The following is a 23,737-nucleotide window of genomic DNA, read 5'->3' on the forward strand; positions in this document are numbered from 1 at the left end:
GGCTGGGTGCCGGCTCAGTAGCGGTAGTGGTCCGGCTTGTACGGGCCTTCGACCTCGACACCGATGTACGCGGCCTGCTCGGGGCGGAGCGTCGTCAGCCTCACGCCGAGCGCGTCGAGGTGGAGACGGGCGACCTTCTCGTCGAGGTGCTTGGGCAGCACGTAGACGTCGGTCGGGTACTCGTCGGGCTTGGTGAACAGCTCGATCTGGGCCAGGGTCTGGTCCGCGAAGGAGTTGGACATCACGAACGACGGGTGGCCGGTGGCGTTGCCCAGGTTCAGCAGGCGGCCCTCCGACAGCACGATGAGCACCTTGCCGTCGGGGAACTTCCAGGTGTGGACCTGCGGCTTGACCTCGTCCTTGACGATGCCCGGGATCTTCGCGAGGCCGGCCATGTCGATCTCGTTGTCGAAGTGGCCGATGTTGCCGACGATCGCCTGGTGCTTCATCTTGGCCATGTCGGCGGCCATGATGATGTCCTTGTTGCCGGTCGTGGTGATGAAGATGTCGGCCTTGTCGACGACGTCGTCGAGGGTCGCCACCTGGTAGCCGTCCATCGCCGCCTGGAGCGCGCAGATCGGGTCGATCTCGGTGATGATCACGCGGGCGCCCTGACCGCGCAGGGACTCCGCGCAGCCCTTGCCCACGTCGCCGTAGCCGAAGACGACCGCGGTCTTGCCGCCGATGAGGACGTCGGTGGCGCGGTTGATGCCGTCGATCAGGGAGTGGCGGCAGCCGTACTTGTTGTCGAACTTCGACTTGGTGACGGCGTCGTTGACGTTGATCGCCGGGAACAGGAGGGCGCCGTCGCGCTGCATCTCGTACAGGCGGTGGACGCCGGTCGTGGTCTCCTCGGTCACGCCGCGGATCTCCGAGGCGACCTGGGTCCACTTCTGCGAGCCGTCGGTGATCGTCCGGTCGAGGAGTTCGAGGACGACGCGGTGCTCGTCGGACTCGGCGGTGTCCGCGGAGGGGACCTTGCCGGCCTTCTCGTACTCGACGCCCTTGTGGACGAGCATGGTGGCGTCGCCGCCGTCGTCCAGGATCATGTTCGGGCCGCCGCTGGGGGTGTTCGGCCAGGTCAGGGCCTGCTCCGTGCACCACCAGTACTCTTCCAGCGTCTCGCCCTTCCAGGCGAAGACCGGGATGCCCTGCGGGTTCTCGGGCGTACCGTTCGGGCCTACCGCGATGGCGGCGGCCGCGTGGTCCTGGGTGGAGAAGATGTTGCAGGACACCCAGCGGACCTCGGCGCCCAGGGCGACCAGGGTCTCGATCAGGACGGCGGTCTGCACGGTCATGTGCAGCGAGCCCATGATGCGGGCCCCGGCCAGCGGCTGAGTGGCGGCGAACTCCCTGCGGATGGACATCAAACCGGGCATCTCGTGCTCGGCGAGGGTGATCTCCTTGCGGCCGAACTCGGCCAGGGAGAGATCAGCGACCTTGAAGTCCTGTCGGGCGTCGACAGTCGTCATTACGGGCTGCTCCTGAAGGTTGGGGCGAGGTGGGTACGTACGGCTGGTCTGCGCGGCGGCGGACACAGGGGTGCCCGAAGAGGGCACAGGCATGCCCCAGTACGCGCAGCACAGTCCGTCGGAGGCCCTCTCTCCCTCGGTCGGTCCGTTGTGGGACCGCCCGACCGCCATCAGCAGCGACGTCTGGCTCCGTCCCAAGCTACACCTGTCGCCCGGCCGTCCCCAGTCCGCCTGCGCACACATCAGGACAGATCGAGACCGGGTGGAGGGGAACTCAGTGGGCGGCGGGCTGGGCCGGGCCGCCCGGGGTGGCCTCACGGTCGGGGCCCTTGGCGGCGTCCTTGTCGCTGTAGATGTCCGGTTCCAGGTAGATGACGCGGGCGATCGGGACGGCGGCGCGGATGCGGGACTCGGCGGCGTTGATCGCGGTGGCCACCTCGGCGGCGGAGTCGTCGTGCTGGACGGCGATCTTGGCGGCGACCAGGAGTTCCTCGGGGCCGAGGTGCAGCGTGCGCATGTGGATGATGCCGGTGACGGTGTCGCCGTCGACGATCGCCTTCTCGATCTTCACGACCGCTTCCGGGCCCGCGGCCTCGCCCAGCAGCAGGGACTTGGTCTCGACGGCCAGTACCAGGGCGATCAGGATGAGCAGGATGCCGATGCAGAGGGTGCCGATGCCGTCCCAGACGCCGTCGCCGGTGGCGAGGGCGAGGCCGACGCCGCCGAGGGCCAGGACCAGGCCGACGAGCGCGCCGAGGTCCTCCAGGAGGACGACGGGCAGTTCGGGGGCCTTGGCGTGGCGGACGAAGTCCTTCCAGGACTCGTTGCCGCGAAGCGGGTTGGACTCCTTGATGGCCGTACGGAAGGAGAAGCCCTCGGCGATGATCGCGAAGACGAGCACGCCCACCGGCCAGTACCAGTGTTCGATCTCGTGCGGGTGCTTGATCTTCTCGAAGCCCTCGTAGATCGCGAACATGCCGCCGACCGAGAAGAGCACGATGGAGACGAGGAAGGCGTAGATGTACCGCTCGCGGCCGTAGCCGAAGGGATGCTGGGGGGTCGCCTCGCGCTGGGCCTTCTTGCCGCCGAGGAGGAGCAGGCCCTGGTTGCCGGAGTCGGCGAGCGAGTGCACGGACTCCGCGAGCATCGACGACGAACCGCTGAAGAGGAACGCCACGAACTTCGCTGCCGCGATCGCGAGGTTGGCGCCGAGTGCCGCCACGATCGCCCTGGTGCCGCCTGACGCGCTCATGTGTTCGTGTTGTCCCTTCGTACGTTCGCTGTCCCGGGCTTTGCCCGCCCTTTGCCGGTGGGTCATTGTTGCAGCCCCCTCCGGCAACGGCCCGCCAGGCTGCCACACAGACCCTGGCAACCAGTGCCCGGGATGTGCCCGAACAGTCTCAGGGTCTCCGCGGGTGGTGTCAGACGACGACTGTCGCCCGGAACACCGTGCCGGGGCCGGACACCTCGGCCTCTTCGTTCGCCGGTACGAAGACCGACTGGCCGGGGGCGAGTTCGATGTCTCCGGTACGGATCGCGCCTGCCGTGCAGAGCAGGATCTGCGGGGTCGGGAGGGTGAGGTCGCGGGCGGGTGTGCTCTCCGGGAGGACGTACCGGGAGAGGCGGAACTCGTCGATGGGGGTCTCGTAGACCTCCTCGCCGTCGGCGGCGGCCTCCGGGCGCAGTACGCCCGGGCCGCTCGCCTCGAAGCGGACGACGCGCAGGAGTTCGGGGACGTCGACGTGCTTGGGGGTCAGGCCGCAGCGCAGGACGTTGTCCGAGTTGGCCATGATCTCGACGCCGAGGCCGTTGAGGTAGGCGTGCGGGATGCCGGCGCCGAGGAACAGGGCCTCGCCTGGCTGAAGTCGGACGCGGTTGAGGAGCATGGCCGCGATGACGCCCGGGTCGCCGGGGTAGTGCTGGGCGATGTCCGCGTAGGGGGCGTAGTCGCCGCCGAGGCGGGCGCAGGCGGTCGCGGCCTCGGTGACCGTGCGGGCCATGTCCTCGCGGTCCGCGCTGAGTACGGCCGTCAGGACCTCGCGCAGCGCGGCCTCCTCGGGGTGGGCGCGCAGCAGGTCGACGTACGGCTTGAGGGAGTCGACCTCCAGGCCCGCGAGGAGGTCGGCGGTCTGCGACGGGTCGCGGAAGCCGCACAGGCCGTCGAACTCGGTGAGGGCGCAGATCAGTTCGGGCTTGTGGTTGGCGTCCTTGTAGTTGCGGTGCCCGGCGTCCACCGGGATCCCGCGGTTCTCCTCGTCCGCGTAACCCTCCTTCGCCTGGGCGAGGTTGGGGTGCACCTGGAGGGAGAGGGGGGCGCCGGCCGCGAGGATCTTGAGGAGAAAGGGCAGACGGGGCCCGAACTTGGCGACGGCCGCCGCGCCCAGTTCGCCCCGCGGGTCCGCGTCGATGACCTCGACGAGCGTGCCGCGTCCGGTGCGCGAGGGGGCGCCGGGGTGGGCGCCCATCCACATCTCCGCCTGCGGTTCACCGGTCGGCTCGGTGCCGAGGAGCGCCGCGATGGCGGTGGTGGAACCCCAGGCGTAGGGGCGGATGGTGTTGTCGAGGCGGTCCATACCGGTCTTTCTGGTGCGGGTTGGAGGAAGTGTGAGGTGGGGTGAAGCGGGGTGAGATGCGGTGGTTCAGGGGCTGTCCGCTGCTTTACGCGGTTCTTCGCGGGTCAGGCCCCGGCGGTCAGCGCCAGGTACACCGCGGCGAAGTCCGTGGTGGCGATCAGTTCCGCCAGGCTCTCCAGTTCGGTGCCGTCCTCCGGTTCGAGCTCGCTGATCGCCGTGTCGTGGCCGAGGGCGAGTTCGCGGGCGGCGGGGGCGGCGGTGAGACCGCCGGCCGGGCGGTCGCGGAGCAGGACCACGCGCGCGTGCAGGGCTGGTGCCTCGCTCACCCGGTCGCGGAAGAAGTCGTCGGGGTCGGCGCCCGCGGCGAGCCGGCTCGCGAGCAGGGCGCCGTGCGCGGCGAGCGCCTCGGGGAGTTCGGCGGCGAGCGCGGGACGGCCGGCGAGTTCGGCGAGGACGGCGGCGAACCGGCGGCCCACGGGCCCGGCCGATGTGCCCTCCGTCCAGATCACCGGGAGTGTGTCCGCGAGTTCGACGGCGAGGGTCTTGGCCGGATTGCTGTACGTCACTATGGCCGGACCGCATCGTTCGGCGATGTGGTCGAGGCGGTCGGCGACCTTCTCCAGCGCGTCCGGCGGGGCGGTGAGCAGGCCGGTGCGGTCGAGGAGGACGAGCAGCGGGGTGAGCAGCGCCCACAGGACCCCGGGGGCGGACGCGGCGGGCGGCTGGTCCGCCTCCTCCTGCTCGTTCGGGGTCGTCGCCATGCGTACGAACAGGCCATGGGCCGCGCCCTGCACCGTCTCGGTGAGCGGGGTGTCGGCGGGGGCGACGGCGACGACCGTGCAGCCGCGGCGGTAGGCCTGCTCGGCGAGCAGGGACAGGCCGGGTTCGGTGCCGTCGGGAGAGGCGATCAGGAGCAGGTCCACGGAACCCGCCCAGCCCGGCAGCTCCCAGCGCAGAGCGCCTGCCGCGGGGGCGACGCCTGTGGGGGCCAGGCGGATGACGGGGCTGGTCGCGCCGACGAGGGTGCCGAGGAGGTCGGCGACGCAGGTCGCGGCGGCGCCGGGGCCCGCGATCAGGACGGCTCGGGGGCGGCCGTCGGGTTTCAGGTCGTTGATGCCCGCCTCTGCCGCGTGGCGGGCGGCTGTGCGGACGCGGGCGCCCGCTTCCGCCGCGCCGCGCAGGAGGCCGCGGCGGTCTGCGTCCGTCAACGCCTCGGGGGCGTCGAGCAGCGATTCGTCGAGCATGGGTGGCACCTCCGATCGCCGGGGCGGGCTTACGCGGGGCGGCGGGCCTCGTCGACGAGCAGTACGGGGATTCCGTCCCGGACGGGGTACGCCAGGCCGCAGTCCTGGCCGGTGCAGATCAGCTCGGTCTCCTGCTCCTTGAGGGGAGCGTGGCAGGCCGGGCAGGCGAGGATCTCCAGGAGGCCGGCTTCGAGCGGCATGTGGTGTCCCTTCGAGGTGCGCTGATGTGGCCCGGTCAGGGTACCGCCGTGGGGGGCGGGGTGTCGGGCGTGGCGGGGGTGAGGGCTTGGGCCGGGAGGGCCCGCGGCGGGGCCGCTGAACGGATACGGCGCCCCATGACGGGCTGCGGGGTGCCGGTCAGCCTCGGATCAGGTTCAGTACCTCGTCCCGGACCTTTGCCATCGTCGCCTCGTCGCGGGCCTCCGTGTTCAGGCGCAGCAGGGGTTCCGTGTTGGACGGGCGGACGTTGAACCACCAGTCCGTCGCGGTGACCGTCAGGCCGTCCAGCTCGTCCAGCTCGATGCCTTCTCGACCCTCGTACGCAGCCCTGATCGCGGCCAGGCGGCCTGTCTGGTCGGCCACCGTGGAGTTGATCTCGCCGGAGCCCGCGTACCGGTCGTACTGGGCGACGAGGGCCGACAGGGGGCCGTCCTGGCCGCCGAGCGCGGCGAGGACGTGCAGGGCGGCCAGCATGCCCGTGTCCGCGTTCCAGAAGTCCTTGAAGTAGTAGTGCGCGGAGTGCTCGCCGCCGAAGATCGCACCCGTGCGTGCCATCTCGGCCTTGATGAAGGAGTGACCCACGCGCGTGCGTACCGGTGTGCCGCCCTGTTCGCGGACGACCTCCGGGACCGACCAGGAGGTGATCAGGTTGTGGATGACCGTGCCGGAACCGCCGTTGCGGGCCAGCTCGCGGGAGGCCACCAGGGCCGTGATCACCGACGGCGAGACCGGGTCGCCGTGTTCGTCGACCACGAAGCAGCGGTCCGCGTCACCGTCGAAGGCGATGCCGAGGTCGGCGTTCTCCTCGCGGGCCCGCTTCTGGAGGTCCACGAGGTTGGCCGGGTCGAGCGGGTTGGCCTCGTGGTTCGGGAACGTGCCGTCCAGCTCGAAGTACATGGGGACGAGGGTGAGGGGCAGGCCGGCGAAGACCGTCGGGACCGTGTGGCCGCCCATGCCGTTGCCCGCGTCGACGACGACCTTCAGGGGGCGGACGGAGGTCAGGTCGACGAGCGAGCGGAGGTGTGCCGCGTACTCCTCCAGCGTGTCCCGCCGCGTGATCGTTCCCGGTGTCACGGGCTTCGGCTCCGGCGTGCCCAGGTCCAGCCAGGACTCCACGAGTTCACGGATGTCGGCGAGACCGGTGTCCTGGCCGACCGGTGCGGCGCCCGCCCGGCACATCTTGATGCCGTTGTACTGGGCCGGGTTGTGCGAGGCGGTGAACATGGCGCCGGGCAGGTCGAAGGCGCCCGACGCGAAGTAGAGCTGGTCCGTGGAGCACAGCCCGATCTCGGTCACGTCGACGCCGCGTGCTGCCGCCCCGCGCGCGAAGGCCCGCGACAGACCGGGCGACGAGGGCCGCATGTCGTGTCCGACGACGATCGCGTCCGCCCCGGTCACCTGGATGAAGGCGGCGCCGAACAGTTCCGCCAGCGGCTCGTCCCACTGGTCGGGGACCACACCACGTACGTCGTACGCCTTCACGAGCTGCGACAGATCTGCAGACACGGCCAACCCTTCGGAAAGTCCCATTGGTCGGCCCAAACTACCCGCCCTCACTGACACTCCCTGTGGCAGGAAGGTGACGACGAGGTTTTGGACACGCGGATGGGGAGGAGGCCGAAAACGGCTCCGGTGGCTCAGTTGTCCGGTGAGCGCAGGACTCTCAGGTGTCCGCGTCGGGCGACCTCGCGCGGGTCCGCCGTGCGTGGTCCGCCGGCCTCGGCCGTCCGTCCCGGCGGGCGGGCCGCTTCGCGGACCGCGTTGGCAAGCGCTTCCAGATCGTCTCCGCTGGGCCGTGCGGGAGCGGAGCTGTCCAGGAGCCGGACGACCTCCCAGCCGCGCGGCGCGGTGAGGCGCTCCGAGTGCTCGGCGCACAGGTCGTAGCAGTGGGGTTCGGCGTAGGTCGCGAGAGGGCCGAGGACCGCGGTCGAGTCGGCGTAGACGTACGTCAGCGTCGCGACGGCCGGACGGCCGCAAGCGGTGCGCGAACAGCGACGTACAGGGCTCACGACGTTGGACGGTACCGCACTCTTGAGCGGGCCGCGACGACTCCCCACCAGCCCACTCTCCCGTGTCGTGGTGTGAAACCGCCCACGCGGGTCTTCTGGGACACCTCGTTGACCTGGGGCGACAGCGGGTTACGAGATACCGAACAACCCTGGTCCCGATCACCACTTGGCACAAACCATGTCAATTGCCATGACAACGACGGTCATCGGCGTTCCAGGAGACATACGAGATCGAGCCCAACCTTGGCTGGAATGATCATCCTCGCTGCCCACGGGTGCAGCGTGCCCGGCACCCGTGCGGCGGTCGCGGGGACTACGCTTCGTCAGTGATGGACAACCCCGTACCGCCCCGCGCCGCAGGCCCCGGGCCCCGCCGCCGTGATCGCCACGGCCGTGGCATGCGCGGCCCCGTGGCACCGCCGCAGGTTCCGCTCTCCGCGAGCCGCGCCGAGGCGTTCGCGGATCTGGTGCAGGACTCCGTGGAGCGGCTGGAGCGGCGGTGGCCGCAGCTCGCGGACTTCGACTTCCTCGTCCTTGAGGTACCGCAGCTCGAAGGGTCTCCCGAGGCCTGGGCCGACGAAACAGTCCCCCTGGGGGGCACGATCGCCGCCCGCGAGGGTCACCCCGCGCGTGTGGTGGTCTATCGCCGTCCGGTCGAGATCCGGACCAAGGGCCGCGACGAACGCGCGGCGCTGGTCCACGAGGTCGTGGTCGAGCAGGTCGCCGAGCTGCTGGGGCTCACCCCGGACACCGTGGATCCTCGGTACGGCGAGGAGTCGGACTGACACCCCGTACCGCCTCTCGGGGCGATCACCTCTGCAGAACCGACAGGTCCTGTTCCGCGTCCGGTACCGCCACCGTCCCCCGGTCGTCCGGCAGTGTCTGGATGGTGAACGCCGGGATGCCGTCCGCCGGGGCCGCGAGGGTCCGGGACGCGTAGACGGCTCCCCCGGAGACCCGCTCGACCGTCAGCGCGTACGTGCCCTTCAGGCCCACCGGGACGGGGAGTTCGACGTCCTGGGTGGTGCCGCCCTTGATCGTGTACGTCTTCGTCGCCGCCGTACCGCCCGCGCTGCCCGCGGACGCCGTGACCTTCACCTGGGCGGCGCGGCCCGGGGCGGTCAGGGAGAGCGTGGTGCCCTTGGCGGTGTTGTCGACGACCGTCGCGCGCGCGGAGACCGGGCCTGTGGCCGGGATGAAAGCGGTCTCCTGTTTGGCGCCCTTGCCGCGTACGACCTCCAGGGCGGCGACGACCGGCACCGATGTGTCGGTCGGGGTGAGCACCAGGGAGCCCGCCTCGCCGCGGGTGAGGTCACCGAGGTCGACGGCGGCCGTCATGCCCGCCTTGATGTGCAGCGTCTCGTTGCCGACCGGGGTGATCAGGCCGGTCGGGGAGGCGAGGCGCACGTTCAGGTCGGCGTCGCTGTCGCTGGGCGTGAAGGCGATCAGGCGCACGGAGGTGGCGTCCTTGGGGATGCCCGGAAGGACCAGGCTGCCCGCCGGTTCGGTGGACGCGGTCAGCCAGTCGCCGCCGGTCTTGGCGTCCAGGGCCTGGACGGCGGCGCCGACCCGGCCGCTGCGCACGCTCACGTGCACGGTGAGGTCGGCCTGAGGTCCGTCGGTGAGCGTGGACAGCAGGATCGGCTCACTGCCGTGCGGCGGGACCGTGATGCCCTCGCCCACCTCGGACTTGAGGCTGCCGTCCTTGCCGTACAGCTTGATGTCGACGACCGCGGCGGAGTCGTCCGGGTTGGTCAGGTGCACGTAGTCCGTGCGGTCGGCGGCGGTGCTGGCGCCCGGGAACCAGAACTCGGTGTCCGGGACGGTGCAGTTGACGCCCAGCAGGCCGCGTCCGGTGCCCGCGGCGACCTCGGTGGTCTCCTGCACGGTCCAGCCCGGCGCGAACTTCCCCTCGGCGGTGCCGACGAGCGCGGGCGCGTCACCGCCCGAGATGTCCCCGGTGACGGGCTTGCCGGGCTCCTTGGGGGTGAGGACGGGCTTGGTGGCCTTCGCGCCGCCCTTCCCCTTCCCTTTCCCCTTCGCGCCGGTGGCCGACTCCGCGGTGGCGGCGGCCAGTTCGGCCTTGCCGTCACTCCCGGTGCCCGCTGTGACGGGCGTGAAGGAGGTGTATGTCGTCTCCGCGAGGTCGGAGGTGCTGGGAGCCGGGCAGAGCAGGCTCGTGCGCTCCACGGGCAGCTGGGCGGCTGTCCTGGCCGTGTCCGCGTCGGACGCGTCTGGTGTGCTGATCGAGGCGAAGCCGGTGACGGCGGCGAGCGCGGTCGTGCCGGCGAGCAGGGAGAGGGTGGTGCGGTTCACTGCTGGCTCCCGTCGGGGCGCTCATCCTGCGGGTGCGGCTGCTGTGGCTGCTGCGCCGGGTCGTACGCGGGGTCGTAACCCTGGGTGTACGTCTGGTCGTACGACGTCGTCTGCGGCGAACCGCCGTAGGCGTACGGGTCGTACTGGCCGCTCTGGTACGGATCCCCCTGGTACGCCGGGTCGTAGGTGCCCGGCGGGTACTGCTGGGTGTTCTGGTACTGGTCGGCGTTGTAGCCGTCGTACTGGGTGCCCGCGTAGGCCGCGGTGTTCCATTCGTCGCCGTACGGCTGCTGCTGCGGGATCGCGGCCGGGGCCTCCTCCGGCGGAGGGGTGACGGAGGGGAACCCGGCGTGTTCGTCGGCCTGTTCGGTCTGGTCGGCCTCCGCCTGGGCGCGCAGGCGGCGAGCACGGCGGCCCTCGCCGGTGGTGGCCTGGGCGGGGATGGCGCGCTCCTCCTCGGGAAGGTCGTCGTCGACGTCCCGGCGGCGGCCCGGCAGGGCCATGACGACGAGGACGACGGCGAGCCCGCCCTGCGTCCACAGCCAGGCGGTGTGGCCGACCGGGGTGTCGAAGATGACGTCCAGCTTCCCTCCGGAGGAGGGGAGTTCGAAGCCCTGGGCCCAGCCGTCGAGGGTGGTGGGGGTGAGGGGCCTGCCGTCCAGCGTGGCCGTCCAGGCCTCGTCGGCGGAGTCGGCGAGGCGCAGGACGCGGCTGCCGGAGCCGGCCGGGATCGTGGTGTGGATGTCGACGGGTCCGGCGGCGACGGGCAGCGGGGCACCGGTGCCGGAGGCCGGGACGACGGCGGCGCGTGAGACCTGCCGGTCGACGCGCCACAGTGCGCCGCCGTCCTGCTGGCTGAGCCTGGTCAGGCCGGGTGTGGCGTCGAGGACACGGCCGACCTGGCGGGGCGCGCCCTTGTGGACGAGGACGTAGCGCACGGCGAAGCCGCCGAGTTCGTCGGCCTGGTCCGCGCCGGAGCCCGCGACGAGGTTGGCGACCACCTTGTCGAGGAGTTCGTTCTCACCGCTCTGGGCGGCGAGTTCGCCGTCGCCGAGGCGGGCGCCGGAACCGCGGACGAGGCTGTAACCGACGCGGGCGGTGGAGTCGCCGGCCAGGACCAGGGTGCGGGCCTGGTCGCGGGTGCCGCTCTCCTCGGCGACGAACGCGGGCACCTGGACGGGGTCGCGTCGTTCCAGGGGTCCGTCGGCGCCGCCGATCATCCAGCCGGCGGCGAGGAGCAGCGGGCCCGCGGCGGCGGCGAACGCGATCAGCGCGGCGACCGGCTGACGCCAGCCGAAGCTCTGCTCGGCCACGCGCGAGCGTGCCCCGTCGGCGCCGAGCGCGGCGGCGGCCAGCAGGGCGAGGCCGTAGACGAGGGTGGCGGGTCCGGCCCACGTCGAACTGTTCGAGAGGACCGCGAAGACGAGTGCCACCAGGGCGACCGCCCAGGCGGTCCAGATACCGAACTGGCGTTCGGTGCGCAGCAGGGCGGCCAGTGCGGCCAGCACGACGCCGATGAGCATCAGCCCGCTGACCGTGCCGGGGCCGCCCGGGCTTGCGCTGAGGAGGTCGAGGGCTCCGGCGGACCCGGAGCCGTACTCCAGACCGGCTTGCTGGAAGAAGCCGAACGGGAGCAGGGACAGCGACCAGGGGGCGAGAACCAGCAGGGGCACGCCGAACTGGGCCAGGAAGCGCAACCCGTAGGCGGTGATCTCACCGCGCCGCACGACGAGGAGCGCGAGACCGAGCAGCAGCGCGATGGGCCACACGATCGGTGTGAAGGCGGTGGTGATCGTCAGGAGGAGCGTGAACGCCCAGGTGGCGCGCCAGCTGCCGCGTGCTCCCGACGCGTGTGCCAGGCCGCTGGCCGCGATGCCCGCGCGGGCCATCAGCGGCAGGAGGGCGGCGAGTACGGCGGTGCCGATCCGGCCGCCCGCCAGGGCGCCGGTGGTGGCGGGCAGGAAGGCGTAGACGACGGCCGCCCACGCGCGCAGGAGCCGCGATTCGACGAGCGGACGGGAGGCGAAGTACGCGGTGAAGCCGGCCAGCGGCACCGAGGCGATCAGCAGGACGGTGACCGCGAGGCCCGCCGAGCCGAACAGCGTGGAGGCGAGCATCGCGACGAGCGCCAGATAGGGCGGCGCCGACGAGGTGTCGCCCACGCCCACCGGATGCCAGGCGTCCAGATAACGCGCCCAGAGGTCGGCGGAGTCGGCCGGAGCGGGCAGCAGCGCGCCACCCACGAGGGCACCGCCGCCGAGCAGTGCACGGCAGGCGACGAGCGAGACGAGCAGGAGTACCAGGAAGAGCACCGGGCCGGGCTTGCGGGCGATGCGCTTGAGGCGGACGAACTGCTCGACCTCCAGGAAGTCGGCGTCGTCACCGCCGGGTCCGGACTCGACAGCGCCGCCGTGCCGGCCCGCGCCGGAGGTGACCTCGGGGTCGGAGCGGCCGCCGAGGTCACCGGCGACCTGTTCGATGGTGGCCCGCACGGTCGCGCCGGGCGGTGGGAACAGGGCTCGCAGCTCGCCCTTGTCGACCTGGGCGGCACCTCGTCGGCGGCGCCCGGCGATGATCCGCTCGGGCCGCAGCAGGGTGCCCAGGAGGCCGCGGATCTCGTCGACGGCCTGTCCGGGGGCCTTGCCGACCAGATACGCCACCGTGCGCACGAACGTGCCGAGGATCACCCGCAGCAGCACCCAGGGCAGCTGTGCCGTACGGCTGTTGACGAGCAGGGTGTAGACGGCGCCGGCCTTGTCGACCTTGTGCGGGGACGCGGAGGTGCGGCCCACGCAGTCGACGGTGCGACGCTCACGGGAGGACGCCTCGGCATGCCGTACGACCGCCTCGGGGGCGACGAGGACGCGGTGGCCGGCGGCGGTGGCGCGCCAGCACAGGTCGACGTCGTCGCGCATCAGGGGCAGCCGGCGGTCGAAGCCGCCGAGTTCGTCGAAGACGTCACGCCGTACGAGCATGCCCGCGGTGGACACGGACAGCACCGGGCGGACGTGGTCGTGCTGGCCCTGGTCCTGCTCGCGGCGGTCCAGGCCGGTCCAGCGGCGGCCGGAGTTGGCGATGGTGACACCGACTTCGAGGAGCTGTCTGCGGTCGTACCAGCCGCGCAGCTTGGGGCCGACGACCGCGATGTCGTCGCCCCGGCCCAACTCGTGCTCGTGCTCCACGACCCGCAGCAGCTGGGCCAGGGCGTCCGGGTCGGGGGCGCAGTCGTCGTGCAGCAGCCAGAGCCACTGCACCGGCTCCCCGTGGGGCAGCTCCGGCATGTCGTACGCGTCGTCGCGCCAGCTGCGGGTGACGGGGTCCCAGCCGCTGGGGCGCTTCAGATACGTCAGCTCGTCCGGGGTGAGGACGGGCGCGGTGCGGTTCGCCTCCTCGACGGCCTGGCCGAAGCCGGTGCGGCGGGCGAGGTGCAGGACGCGGTCGGCGCCGAGGGCTTCGGTGACCAGCTGGGCGGAGTCGTCCGCGCTGCCGGTGTCGGCCCCCATGACGTTCTGCACCGGGCGCTCCTGCCCGAGCAGCCCGGCGAGCACCTCGGGCAGCCAGCGGGCGCCGTCGTGGGAGACGAGCACCGCGGTCACCACGTGACGCGGGAACTCGGGCGTGGTGGCAGTGCCGTAGTCGGCTGCGGTGTGGCTGTGCGCGGACATCGAGGTACGGGCCCCGGTTCGGTGGACTGTGGTGGACGCCTGTGCCCTCTGTGAGCGGCGGGGCGTCTCGGACGAACAGCCACACTATCGGCTGGGCAGCACGGCGGCCCGCCGCCTGTGGACAACCCCACCCGCGACGGGCCGTTCGTTGTGCTGCTTCGCCGTGTGCTGCGTTACGTGGAGCCCGGTGCCGTACGCCTCAGACCGCGGCCTTCTTGAGACGGCGGCGTTCCCGTTCGGACAGCCCGCCCCAGATGCCGAAGCGTTCGTCGTTCGCGAGGGCGTACTCGAGGCACTCGGAGCGGACCTCGCACGCGAGGCAGACCTTCTTGGCCTCGCGGGTCGAGCCGCCCTTCTCGGGAAAGAAGGACTCGGGGTCGGTCTGGGCGCACAGCGCGCGCTCCTGCCAGCCGAGTTCCTCGTCCGCGTCGTCGACCAGCAGTTGCTGCACCGTCTCGGTCATGTGCGCCCCTCGTCTGTCTTTCGCGTCCCCGTGAGGTTGCCGTTGACCGGTATCGGCCGAACGACACGAGTGAAATTACAAGTGTGCTGATCCGGGCGAGTCAAGCCGAGATCTGCTATTGGGCCTCTTATTCACTCTGCGGAACCAAGGCCATGCGGAAAGTGTTCAAATCGGCATAAACCTTGACAGGCAGAGGAAGGCCCCGGGGGACGCCTCCCCCCGCACAGAGCCTGTACGGGGGAGGACGCCCAGAACTTCGATCTCGTTCCGAGGTCCGTGCGCCTGGTTGTCGCCATGTGTCCGCGAAGTCGGGCGAGCAAACCTTTCACCTGGGAGATGAACCGGATGAGGTGAAACATGTCCCACATACCGGGCGCCGAGTTGACAGTCATGGTGTGAACCGATGTCCTTGTGGGCATGCTCGCGAACTTGGCATTCACCTCGACCCGCCCCGCGCGGTCCCTCGGTGCTGCCCGTGCTCGCTGTAGCTGTTGTCGCTGTTCCAGCTGTTGAGTTCAACGAGCTCCGGCTGCCTTTGAGTCCACCGCGACTCGGCTGCTGTTTCCCCCGAAGCCCACACCAGGGCGATGCCTTTTCCACCCGTGACCCGGGCGGACGGTACGCGACACCCAGCCAACCCCCACACTTCTCCCGCCGAGGACCCGCACTCCATGAACAGCGACAGCGACCTCCAGATCGCCGGCGACATCCTCGAAGTGGCGCACCTCCTCCAGGCGCCGCGCGAGCACCCGGCCACCGTCGCCGACTTCGTCGGCCTGTCCCGCACCATCGCCGCGGACCGCTCCCAGTGGGAGCACCTCGTCCAGTACGACGCGACCTCACGCTGGTACCACCGGCTGCGCACCGGCCCCGGCTACGAGGTGTGGCTGCTGTCCTGGGTCCCCGGGCAAGGCAGCGGGCTGCACGACCACGGCGGTTCGTCGGGCGTCCTGACGGTCCTTGACGGGCGGCTGACCGAGCGGACGGAGCGCGGCACGCGCGCGTTGCGGGCCGGTTCGCAGCGGGTGTTCGCTCCGGGGTACGTCCACGAGGTGGTCAACGACAGCCTCGAACCGGCCGTGAGCCTGCACGTCTACTACCCGGGCCTGACGGAGATGCCGATGCACGCGGCGCGCTGCGCGCCGTCGGCGGCCGTCACCGGCTGAAAGCGGCCGTGAGCGGCCTGCGGCGGGTCTTCGGGACCGGGCCCGGCGACCGGTCGACGCGTTGTCGTACCCGCCTGCAAGACTTGGCCGTATGCGCATTGTGGTTCTGGCAGGCGGCATCGGCGGTGCCCGGTTCCTGCGCGGTCTTCAGCGGGCCGTGCCGGACGCGGACATCACCGTCATCGGCAACACCGGGGACGACATTCACCTGTTCGGGCTGAAGGTCTGCCCCGATCTCGACACGGTGATGTACACCCTCGGCGGCGGCATCAACGAGGAACAGGGCTGGGGGCGGACCGACGAGACCTTCCGTCTGAAGGAGGAGCTCGCGGCGTACGGCGTCGGGCCTGAGTGGTTCGGTCTCGGAGACCGGGACTTCGCCACGCACATCGTGCGGACGCAGATGCTCGGCGCGGGCTATCCGCTGAGCGCCGTCACCGAGGCGCTGTGCGACCGGTGGAAGCCCGGGGTGCGGCTCATCCCGATGTCCGACGACCGCGTGGAGACGCATGTCGCCGTCGAGGTGGACGGGGAGCGCAAGGCCGTCCATTTCCAGGAGTACTGGGTGCGGCTGCGGGCCTCCGTCCCGGCCGAGGCCATCGTGCCGGTCGGCGCGGAGCAGGCGAAGCCGGCACCGGGGGTCCTGGAGGCGATCGCCGACGCCGACGTGATCCTCTTCCCGCCTTCCAACCCGGTGGTGTCCATCGGCACGATCCTGGCCGTGCCCGGGATCCGCGAGGCGATCGCCGAGGCCGGGGTGCCCGTGGTGGGCCTCTCCCCCATCGTCGGGGACGCGCCCGTGCGCGGGATGGCCGACAAGGTGCTCGCGGCGGTGGGCGTGGAGGCCACGGCGGCGGCGGTCGCCGAGCACTACGGCTCGGGGCTGCTGGACGGCTGGCTCGTCGACACGGTCGACGCGGGTGCGGTGGAGCGGGTGCGGACGGCGGGCATCCGCTGCCGTGCCGTGCCGCTGATGATGACGGACGTGGAGGCGTCGGCGCAGATGGCGCGCGAGGCGCTCGCGCTGGCGGAGGAGGTGCGGGGCGCGTGAGCGGCGAGCGTTCCAGTGAGGGTGCCACCGGCGGCGGAACCGGTGGCGGTATCGATGGTGGTATCGATGGTGGTACCGGTGGCGGGTATCGGGTCTGGGCCGTGAGCGGGCTGCCCGAGGTTCAGCCCGGGGACGATCTCGCGAAGCTCATCGCCGCCGCCGAACCCGGGCTGCTCGACGGGGACGTGCTGCTCGTCACCTCGAAGATCGTGTCCAAGGCCGAGGGACGCGTCGTACAGGCGGCGGACCGGGAGGCCGCCATCGACGCCGAGACGGTGCGGGTCGTCGCCCGGCGCGGGCCGCTGCGGATCGTGGAGAACCGACAGGGGCTGGTGATGGCCGCAGCCGGCGTCGACGCCTCCAACACGCCCTCCGGGACGGTGCTGTTGCTGCCCGAGGACCCCGACGCGTCCGCGCGTGCGGTCCGGGACGGGCTCGGAGACGCGCTGGGCGTCAACATCGGGGTCCTCGTGACCGACACCTTCGGGCGACCCTGGCGCGCGGGGCTCACGGACGTGGCGATCGGCGCCGCGGGCGTACGCGTGCTCGACGATCTGCGCGGGGGCACGGACGCGTACGGCAATCCGCTCTCCGCGACGGTCGTGGCGACCGCCGACGAGCTGGCCGCCGCCGGGGATCTGGTCAAGGGCAAGGCTTCGGGGCTGCCCGTCGCCGTCGTGCGCGGTCTGCCGCACGTGGTGGTCGAGGGCGATGACGACGGTGAGGTGGCGGGGGCCCGGGCTCTGGTGCGTGACGCCCGCGACGACATGTTCCGGCTCGGTACGTCGGAGGCGGTACGGGAGGCGGTGACCCAGCGGCGCACGGTGCGGGCCTTCACCGACGAGCCCGTCGACCCCGGTGCGGTACGGCGGGCGGTGGCCGCCGCGGTGACCGCGCCCGCTCCTCATCACACGACGCCCTGGCGCTTCGTACTGCTGGAGTCGCAGCGGTCGCGGACCGAGCTGCTCGACGCGATGCGGGACGCCTGGATCGCGGATCTGCGGCGGGACGGGAAGAGCGAGGCGTCCGTCGGGAAGCGGGTGCGGCGGGGGGATGTGCTGCGGGGGGCGCCGTATCTCGTGGTGCCCTGTCTGGTGATGGACGGATCGCACACCTACGGGGACGCCCGGCGGGACGGGGCCGAGCGGGAGATGTTCGTGGTCGCGGCCGGGGCCGGGGTGCAGAACTTCCTCGTCGCGCTCGCCGGTGAGCGGCTCGGGTCGGCGTGGGTGTCGTCGACGATGTTCTGCCGGGATGTCGTGCGGGAGGTGCTGGGGCTGCCGGCGGGGTGGGATCCGATGGGGGCGGTCGCGGTCGGGCATCCGGCTCAGGCGCCGCAGCCTCGGGTGGATCGGGATGCGGGGGCGTTCATCGAGGTGCGGTGAAGGGTTGTAGGGGGGGTCCCGTCCCCCTTGGGGGTTCTTCTCTTCCGGGGTTCTTCTCTGTCCGGGTTTCTTCGCGTGCTAGGAACGGTTCGTGGCAGGACGGTTCGCTTCTCGGCCTTCCCAGCCCACTCGTACGACCGTGCGGGGTGGGCATGTCGTCGTGCCCGGTGGGGTGCCCCGGCAGGCTGCCGCGCCGGGGCGGACGCGGACCTGGGTGCCCGGTGTGCCGCTCGACCTCGGGCTGGTTCTGGGGCCGCTGCGGCGGGGGCCGGGCGACCCTACGTTCCGGGCGACCCCGGACGGGTCCGTGTGGCGGGCCAGCCGTACGCCTGCCGGGGCGGGGACCTTGCGGGTCGCGCTGCGGGACGGGGTGGTCCGGGGGGAGGCGTGGGGGCCCGGGGCCGAGTGGCTGCTGGAGCGGCTGCCCGAGTTGCTGGGGGCGGCCGACGATCCCGAGGTGTTCGCGCCTCGGCATAGGATCGTCGCCCTTGCCCGGCATCGGCGGCCGGGGTTGCGGCTGACGCGGACCGGGCTGGTCATGGAGTCGCTGATTCCGTCCGTGCTGGAGCAGAAGGTCACGACCGATGAGGCCTATCGGGCCTGGCGGTTGCTCGTACGGAAGTTCGGGGAGCCCGCGCCTGGGCCCGCAGGTCTGCCCCAGGGGTTGTTCGTGGTGCCCGCGGCTCGGGACTGGGCTCTGATTCCGTCCTGGGAGTGGCATCGGGCCGGGGTCGACGACAAGCGGGCGTCGACCATTCTGCGGGCCGTTCGGGTGGCGGGGCGGCTGGAGGAGGCTGTGGCGCTGGATCCTGAGCGGGCGCGGGCTCGGTTGGAGGTGGTTCCCGGGGTGGGCCCGTGGACCTCGGCGGAGGTCGTGCAGCGGAGTCATGGGGCGGCGGACGCGGTGACCGTGGGGGATCTGCATCTGCCGGGGATCGTCGGGTTCGCGTTGGCGGGGGATCGGGATGCGGATGACGAGGTGATGTTGTCGTTGCTGGAGCCGTATGCGGGGCAGCGGCATCGGGCGGCTCGGTTGATTCTGCTGAGTGGGCGTACGCCGGGGAGACGGGGGCCGCGTATGCCCAAGGGGGATATCGGGCGGCTGTGAGGGGGCGTTTTCCCGCCCCCGCCGCCCCTACCCGTCCCATCCCGTTCCTGGGGGCTGCGCCCCCAGACCCCCTTCGGCCCTGAACGGGCCTCGCCCTCGAACTCCCCCCAGAGGGGGACCCCCAGACAGGCTGAGATCGTCCGGCCTACTGGTCCGACGAGAAGCGGAGTGCGCCCGCTGGGATTCTTGCGTCGCACCACACCCGTACACCCTCCCTCAGTTCGTCGGGGGCGGGGTACAGGCGTGAGGCCACGTTGCGGATCGCGCCGGCCGCCGGGACCATCGGCTTTGGGGTGGGCACGGTGAGCGGACGCAGCCGGGTGCCCTTGCCGCGCCCAGGTCCTCATCGCCCCTGGTATTTGGCCGCCGACTTGCGCGCCGAGCCGAGCTTCCCGTAGAGCAGCCGCCCCGGGCACTCGGTGGCGAAGCCGTCCCGGTGGCCGGAGATCACGTTCAGTCGTACGTTCATTCCCTTTTGATAGAGATTGCCACCACCCGACTTCAGGTATGTCTTCCCGTTCGGATTGGCCCCGTACAGGCCCAGCTTCCAGGCGGTCAGCCGGGCGATCGCACCCACTGCCGATTTGGACGGCTTGGAGCTGCCGAACGTTCCGAGGACGGCGATCCCCATGCTGTCGGTGTTGAATCCGAGCGTGTGCGCGCCCATCACGGGCTTCGCCAGACCCCCCGCGCGGCCCTCGTAGATGTTTCCGCACCGGTCGATGAGGAAGTTGTAGCCGATGTCCCGCCAGCCGCTGCTCTCCACGTGGAAGCGGTAGATGCCCCGGATGAGAGACGGGACGTCCGAGCACCAGTACTTGTTGCCCGAGGCCGTGTGGTGCACGAAGGCCGCCTTCACCTTCTTCGTGTAGACGAAGCCGGGTTCGCGCAGCGTCTCGTCCGCACCCCAGCCGCGGCGCGTGACGATCCGCGGGCGCGGGCCGATGTACGGGTTCACCCGTCGCTCCTCCGGTCTCGTTCCCGTTTCCTGTCGCTGTCGCAGCGTCAGCGCCTCTTCCTCCGTCTGCTGTCTGGTCAACGCCGGGATCTCGGTGGCGCCGAGGGGGGCGAGGTCCGCGTTGGCCGTCGCCGACTCCGCGGCGGCGGTGCCGGTTGTGTACTCGGTCTCCGCCGCCCCCATCGCGCGAGTGCCCTGTCGCACGGGTGCCGCGGGTGCCGTACCCGGGTCCACCAGTTCGAGGCGCAGGCCTGAGGGGAGGGCGGAACGGGTGCCCCGCGCGCCGCCCTCGCCGTCCGCCCGTACGCGCACCTCCACGCCGTCCGAGTCGCCCACCCACAGCGGCGCCGTGGAGCCGCGGACCCGGCCCGAGACGCGTTCGGCGGTGCCGGGGTCGGCCGCGTGCTCGTGGTTGTGCGTCTCGATGTCCTGCCAGCCGGACCAGTGACCGCCGGCCGCCTCCCGGGTGCGGACCTGGACCTGGCCGTACAGCTCGGTGTCCGGGTTGTCCCAGACGACACCGACCAGGGAGAAGTGCCGTACGTCCGGACGGTAAAGGCCCTGTTCTGCGGCCGGGCCGAGGGTGCGGTCGCCGGGGCGGGGGGCCAGCGGGAGCGACTGGGTGCTGCCGGGGACGGCGGAAGCGGCGGGGGCCGCCTTCGCCGCTCTCGTCCCGGCGGGTCTCGCCGAGGCCGAGGCCTGGGTTGTGGGCAGGGTCAACGGGAGCGCCAGGGCTGTTGCGCATACGACGCCGATGGAAGAAGAAAGATATCCACGCATGCCCCTGATCCTGGACATAGTCATACATATCTGTCCAACGATGAACTGACGGGCCGTCTGGCGTGTTCACCCGAACCGGTGGCTCCGGCAGTCGGCCCGCGCCCACCGCCACGCGGACCCCTGCGTACTCTTGCGCGGGTGAACGCCACCGATCGCACCCCTGCCGACCTGCTGCGTTCCGCGCTCGCCGCGGACCCCGCACGCCCCCTGGTGACCTTCTACGACGACGCCACGGGTGAACGTGTCGAATTGTCCGTGGCCACCTTCGCCAATTGGGTGGCCAAGACCGCGAATCTCCTCCAGGGCGAGCTGTCCGCCGAGCCCGGCGACCGCGTCGCACTGCTCTTGCCCGCGCACTGGCAGACGGCGGTGTGGCTGCTGGCTTGTTCGTCCGCGGGTGTCGTCGCCGACATGGCGGGCGAGCCCGGCGCTGCCGACATCGTCGTCAGCGGGCCCGACACGCTGGACGCCGCGCGCGCGTGCTCCGGTGAGCGGATCGCTCTCGCGCTGCGGCCGTTGGGCGGGCGGTTTCCACAGGCACCGGCCGGCTTCGCCGACTACGCGGTGGAGGTACCGGGGCAGGGGGACCGGTTCGCGCCGTACGCGCCCGTCGATCCGGAGGCGGCGGCGCTGATCGTGGCCGGGGCGGAGTTCACGGGGGCGGAGGTCGTGGAGCGGGCCGGGGCGGATGCGGTGGGGTTCGGGCTTACGGGGCCGGGGTCCCGGTTGCTGTCGGGGCTGGGGTACGACACGTGGGACGGGGTCAGCGCGGGGTTGTACTCGCCGCTCGCCACCGGAGGGTCTGTTGTCCTGTGCCGGCACCTGGGACAGGTGTCCGAGGGCGCGTTGGCCAAGCGGATCGAGGATGAGCGGGTCACGGCCACGCGCCGCGCGTAGGGGGTGCGCTTCGGCTGCCGCCCCGGCGTTCATTCGTTCGGTCCATCAGCGGCCACCCCGAGCCCGGCTTACGCGTCATGGTCGTAGGAGCACGTGCCCCCAACGACCATCGAGGGCTCATTGGTGCGCGGAATGCATGACATTCCTGCCGAACGTATGCAGCTCCTGACTGTTCCACAGGAGTCGTACGCCTACGACACAAATCGCGGCCGGCTTGCCGAGCCGGACGCCGTCACGGCGGAAAAGCCGGTTCGGGATGATCCTTCACCCCGCCCCCCGTACCCACTTTTCGCGGCAACACGGCCGCCCGGGTACTGGCGGGTAAAGCGCTTGCCAAGTCGGCGGTCTTTAGTTCAAGAAAATGGGTGGATTGCCCAGGTGTAGGGACGTGGAATTTGTCACCGTCGTCGCTTGACGCCCAACTGGACGGATAGTGTGAGCGATCCGGTGCGTCAGGACACGTGTCGTGTGCACACCGGTAGACCGAGAGACCCGAGCGCCTTGGAGGGGGAAAGGCGCCGCGTGGCCCCGACGGAGGATGCAGAACCGTGGACGCGCAAGGCCGTGGGCGGGCGGACGACATCGACCCCGCAGACCAGTGGGTGCTCAACCCGAGCACCGGCGAATACGAACTGCGACTGACTCCCTCCGCACCGCAATCAGCGGTCCCGGGACCTCGTCGAGCCACACCTGCCAACGCGGGTGCGGGACGCGGGCGTTCGGCGGCTCCGGAGCGGGAGCGCGAGCAGGAACGAGAGACGCACGCGGTGCCCGGTACGCCCGGGCAGGTACCGCCGCCGAGACGGCGTCGCGGTGTGCCCGAGGAGCCGCTGCCCGGGCGGCGCCGCTCGCGGGCCCCGGAGAAGAAGAAGTCGAAGGCCAAGAAGGTGGTGCTCTGGACGGGCGGGACCATGGCCTTCGTCCTGGTGGCCGCCACGACGGCCGGCTACTTCTACCTCAAGCACCTTGAGGGCAACGTCCAGACGACGGACGTCGGTACGGCGGGCAAGGCCGGCTTCAGCAAGGACGAGGCCTTCAACATCCTCATCATCGGCACGGACAAGCGCACCGGTGCGGGCAACGAGGCCTACGGCGACGCGGGCAGCGTCGGGCACGCGGACACGACGATCCTGCTGCACGTCTCCAAGGACCGGACGAACGCGACCGCGCTGAGCATTCCGCGTGACCTGATCGTCGACGTCCCGGACTGTCCGACCGTGCAGAAGGACGGGTCCGAGAAGATCATCACCGGCACCCAGAACGTCCGCTTCAACACCAGCCTCGGGCAGGACGAGCGCGACCCTGGCTGCACCATGCGCACGGTGAAGGAGCTCACCGGTATCTCGCCGGACCACTTCATGATGGCCGACTTCAACGCCGTGAAGACGCTGACGACGGCGGTGGGCGGCGTCGAGGTCTGCGTGACCAAGGCCGTCAACGACAAGGACTCGAAGCTGAAGCTGCCCGCCGGCAAGTCGACGGTCGAGGGAGAGCAGGCCCTCGCCTTCGTCCGTACGCGGCACAGCTTCGGCAACCAGGGCGACCTGGACCGGATCAAGGTGCAGCAGCAGTTCCTCAGCTCACTGATGCGCAAGATGGCCTCCAGCGACACCCTGACCGACCCGGCCAAGCTGCTGAAGCTCGCCGAGGCGGCCACCAAGGCGCTGACCGTGGACACCGGCCTCGGCAAGGTCTCCACGCTCAAGGATGTCGCGTTGGAGCTGAAGAAGGTGCCGACGAAGAACATCACCTTCCTGACCGTGCCGGTCATCGACAACCCGGCGGACGGCGTAGTCCGCAAGACAGTGATCGTCAACCCGACAACCGCTCCCCAGGTCTTCGACTCGATCATCAACGACGTGTCGTTCACCGCCGTCAAGCAGCAGAAGGCGAAGGAGGCGGCCGCAGTCGCCGCCCGCCTCAAGGGCACCAAGTCCGAGGCCTCCGAGGTGCGGGTGCGGATCCTGAACGGCGGCGCCCCCTCCGGCTCCGCACAGGCGGTTCTCAACTACCTGCAGAATGATGAGGGCGTGACGAAGTCCGAGAACGCGGGCAACGCTCCGGCGGAGCTCGCGAAGACGACGTTGGAGTACGCGCCCGAGCAGGCCGACCAGGCCCGGCGGCTGGCCGCCATCATGGGGCTGTCCGGTTCGGCGATGAAGCCCGGCAAGAGTGTGACGAACTCCCAGGGGCTGCCCACCATGACGCTGACCGTGGGCAAGGACTTCAAGGGGGCCGGCGTCTCGCTCACCGCGCCGGCGAAGGCACCGACCGTGGAGGGACAGTCCACGGCGAACAAGGTGCAGTGCGCCAGCTGAGCATTTCGCATTGATCAATGGGCATCTGCGCCAGATGTTTTTGGTGCGCCGGTTGACCTGACAGGCCTGCCTTGCGTCTTACCGGACGCGAGGCAGGCCTGTTCAACGGCGGC

General features: G+C 71.1%; 18 protein-coding genes and 1 pseudogene. 7 read left to right on the top strand and 12 right to left on the bottom strand.

The annotated features are described in order from the left end of the window. Positions 1-14: 14 nt before the first annotated feature. From ahcY to ACW4TU_RS17045, 7 genes are all read right to left on the bottom strand, one after another. On the bottom strand, positions 15-1,472 hold the full coding sequence (gene ahcY, locus ACW4TU_RS17015; protein WP_457428663.1) for an adenosylhomocysteinase: 1,458 nt from the start codon (positions 1,470-1,472) through the stop codon (positions 15-17). A 274-nt stretch (positions 1,473-1,746) separates the two neighbouring features. Then, positions 1,747-2,724 (bottom strand): cation diffusion facilitator family transporter, encoded by a 978-nt coding sequence (locus tag ACW4TU_RS17020; protein ID WP_457428664.1) that lies wholly within the window; start codon positions 2,722-2,724, stop codon positions 1,747-1,749. 169 nt (positions 2,725-2,893) lie between these two features. Beyond that, positions 2,894-4,045, bottom strand: coding sequence for a mannose-6-phosphate isomerase, class I (gene manA, locus ACW4TU_RS17025; RefSeq protein WP_457428665.1), 1,152 nt, complete (start codon positions 4,043-4,045; stop codon positions 2,894-2,896). Between the two features lie 104 nt (positions 4,046-4,149). After that, positions 4,150-5,289 carry an SIS domain-containing protein gene (locus tag ACW4TU_RS17030; RefSeq protein ID WP_457428666.1) on the bottom strand — a complete coding sequence of 380 codons (1,140 nt, stop codon included), beginning with the start codon at positions 5,287-5,289 and terminating at the stop codon, positions 4,150-4,152. A gap of 29 nt (positions 5,290-5,318) precedes the next feature. After that, positions 5,319-5,489 (bottom strand): Trm112 family protein, encoded by a 171-nt coding sequence (locus tag ACW4TU_RS17035; RefSeq protein WP_133928598.1) that lies wholly within the window; start codon positions 5,487-5,489, stop codon positions 5,319-5,321. 157 nt (positions 5,490-5,646) lie between these two features. After that, positions 5,647-7,014, bottom strand: coding sequence for a phosphomannomutase/phosphoglucomutase (locus ACW4TU_RS17040; RefSeq protein ID WP_457428667.1), 1,368 nt, complete (start codon positions 7,012-7,014; stop codon positions 5,647-5,649). A gap of 131 nt (positions 7,015-7,145) precedes the next feature. Further along, the gene (locus ACW4TU_RS17045; protein WP_457428668.1) at positions 7,146-7,565 is read right to left on the bottom strand and encodes a DUF3499 domain-containing protein; all 420 of its coding nucleotides are present in this window, start codon (positions 7,563-7,565) and stop codon (positions 7,146-7,148) included. Between the two features lie 281 nt (positions 7,566-7,846). Here ACW4TU_RS17045 and ACW4TU_RS17050 point away from each other — a divergent pair, with 281 nt between their 5' ends. Next, the gene (locus ACW4TU_RS17050) at positions 7,847-8,302 is read left to right on the top strand and encodes a metallopeptidase family protein (protein ID WP_457430167.1); all 456 of its coding nucleotides are present in this window, start codon (positions 7,847-7,849) and stop codon (positions 8,300-8,302) included. Between the two features lie 25 nt (positions 8,303-8,327). Here ACW4TU_RS17050 and ACW4TU_RS17055 read toward each other — a convergent pair whose 3' ends face one another. From ACW4TU_RS17055 to ACW4TU_RS17065, 3 genes are all read right to left on the bottom strand, one after another. After that, on the bottom strand, positions 8,328-9,833 hold the full coding sequence (locus ACW4TU_RS17055; RefSeq protein ID WP_457428669.1) for a DUF5719 family protein: 1,506 nt from the start codon (positions 9,831-9,833) through the stop codon (positions 8,328-8,330). Next, entirely contained in the window at positions 9,830-13,498 is a 3,669-nt protein-coding gene (locus ACW4TU_RS17060; RefSeq protein ID WP_457428670.1) for a glycosyltransferase, read from the bottom strand. The genes ACW4TU_RS17055 and ACW4TU_RS17060 overlap by 4 nt, the downstream gene beginning before the upstream one ends. A 199-nt stretch (positions 13,499-13,697) precedes the next feature. Next, on the bottom strand, positions 13,698-13,961 hold the full coding sequence (locus ACW4TU_RS17065) for a WhiB family transcriptional regulator (RefSeq protein WP_010034659.1): 264 nt from the start codon (positions 13,959-13,961) through the stop codon (positions 13,698-13,700). 671 nt (positions 13,962-14,632) lie between these two features. On the opposite strand from ACW4TU_RS17065, the gene ACW4TU_RS17070 reads away from it, so the two are divergent. The 4 genes from ACW4TU_RS17070 to ACW4TU_RS17085 all read left to right on the top strand — a co-directional run bounded on the left by ACW4TU_RS17070 (position 14,633) and on the right by ACW4TU_RS17085 (position 18,671). After that, complete coding sequence (locus ACW4TU_RS17070) at positions 14,633-15,127, top strand: cysteine dioxygenase (protein WP_457428671.1); 495 nt, start codon at positions 14,633-14,635, stop codon at positions 15,125-15,127. A 91-nt stretch (positions 15,128-15,218) separates the two neighbouring features. Further along, positions 15,219-16,178, top strand: a complete 960-nt coding sequence (cofD, locus tag ACW4TU_RS17075) for a 2-phospho-L-lactate transferase (RefSeq protein WP_457428672.1) — start codon at positions 15,219-15,221, stop codon at positions 16,176-16,178. Between the two features lie 50 nt (positions 16,179-16,228). Beyond that, positions 16,229-17,563, top strand: coding sequence for a coenzyme F420-0:L-glutamate ligase (locus ACW4TU_RS17080; protein WP_457430169.1), 1,335 nt, complete (start codon positions 16,229-16,231; stop codon positions 17,561-17,563). 91 nt (positions 17,564-17,654) lie between these two features. Next, the gene (locus ACW4TU_RS17085; protein ID WP_457428673.1) at positions 17,655-18,671 is read left to right on the top strand and encodes a DNA-3-methyladenine glycosylase family protein; all 1,017 of its coding nucleotides are present in this window, start codon (positions 17,655-17,657) and stop codon (positions 18,669-18,671) included. Positions 18,672-18,936: 265 nt separating this feature from the next. Here the strand turns inward: ACW4TU_RS17085 and ACW4TU_RS17090 are convergent. Together ACW4TU_RS17090 and ACW4TU_RS17095 are read right to left on the bottom strand one after the other, a co-directional pair. Next, positions 18,937-18,987, bottom strand: a pseudogene (locus ACW4TU_RS17090) (hypothetical protein); the annotation flags it as partial. A 27-nt stretch (positions 18,988-19,014) separates the two neighbouring features. After that, entirely contained in the window at positions 19,015-20,409 is a 1,395-nt protein-coding gene (locus tag ACW4TU_RS17095; RefSeq protein ID WP_457428674.1) for a peptidoglycan recognition protein family protein, read from the bottom strand. Positions 20,410-20,547: 138 nt separating this feature from the next. Here ACW4TU_RS17095 and ACW4TU_RS17100 point away from each other — a divergent pair, with 138 nt between their 5' ends. Together ACW4TU_RS17100 and ACW4TU_RS17105 are read left to right on the top strand one after the other, a co-directional pair. Next, positions 20,548-21,306 (top strand): TIGR03089 family protein, encoded by a 759-nt coding sequence (locus ACW4TU_RS17100; RefSeq protein ID WP_457428675.1) that lies wholly within the window; start codon positions 20,548-20,550, stop codon positions 21,304-21,306. Positions 21,307-21,854: 548 nt separating this feature from the next. Beyond that, positions 21,855-23,624: an LCP family protein gene (locus ACW4TU_RS17105; RefSeq protein WP_457428676.1), complete on the top strand. Its 1,770-nt coding sequence runs from the start codon at positions 21,855-21,857 to the stop codon at positions 23,622-23,624. Positions 23,625-23,737 lie beyond the last annotated feature (113 nt).

This window comes from Streptomyces kryoterrae (genome assembly GCF_054072135.1).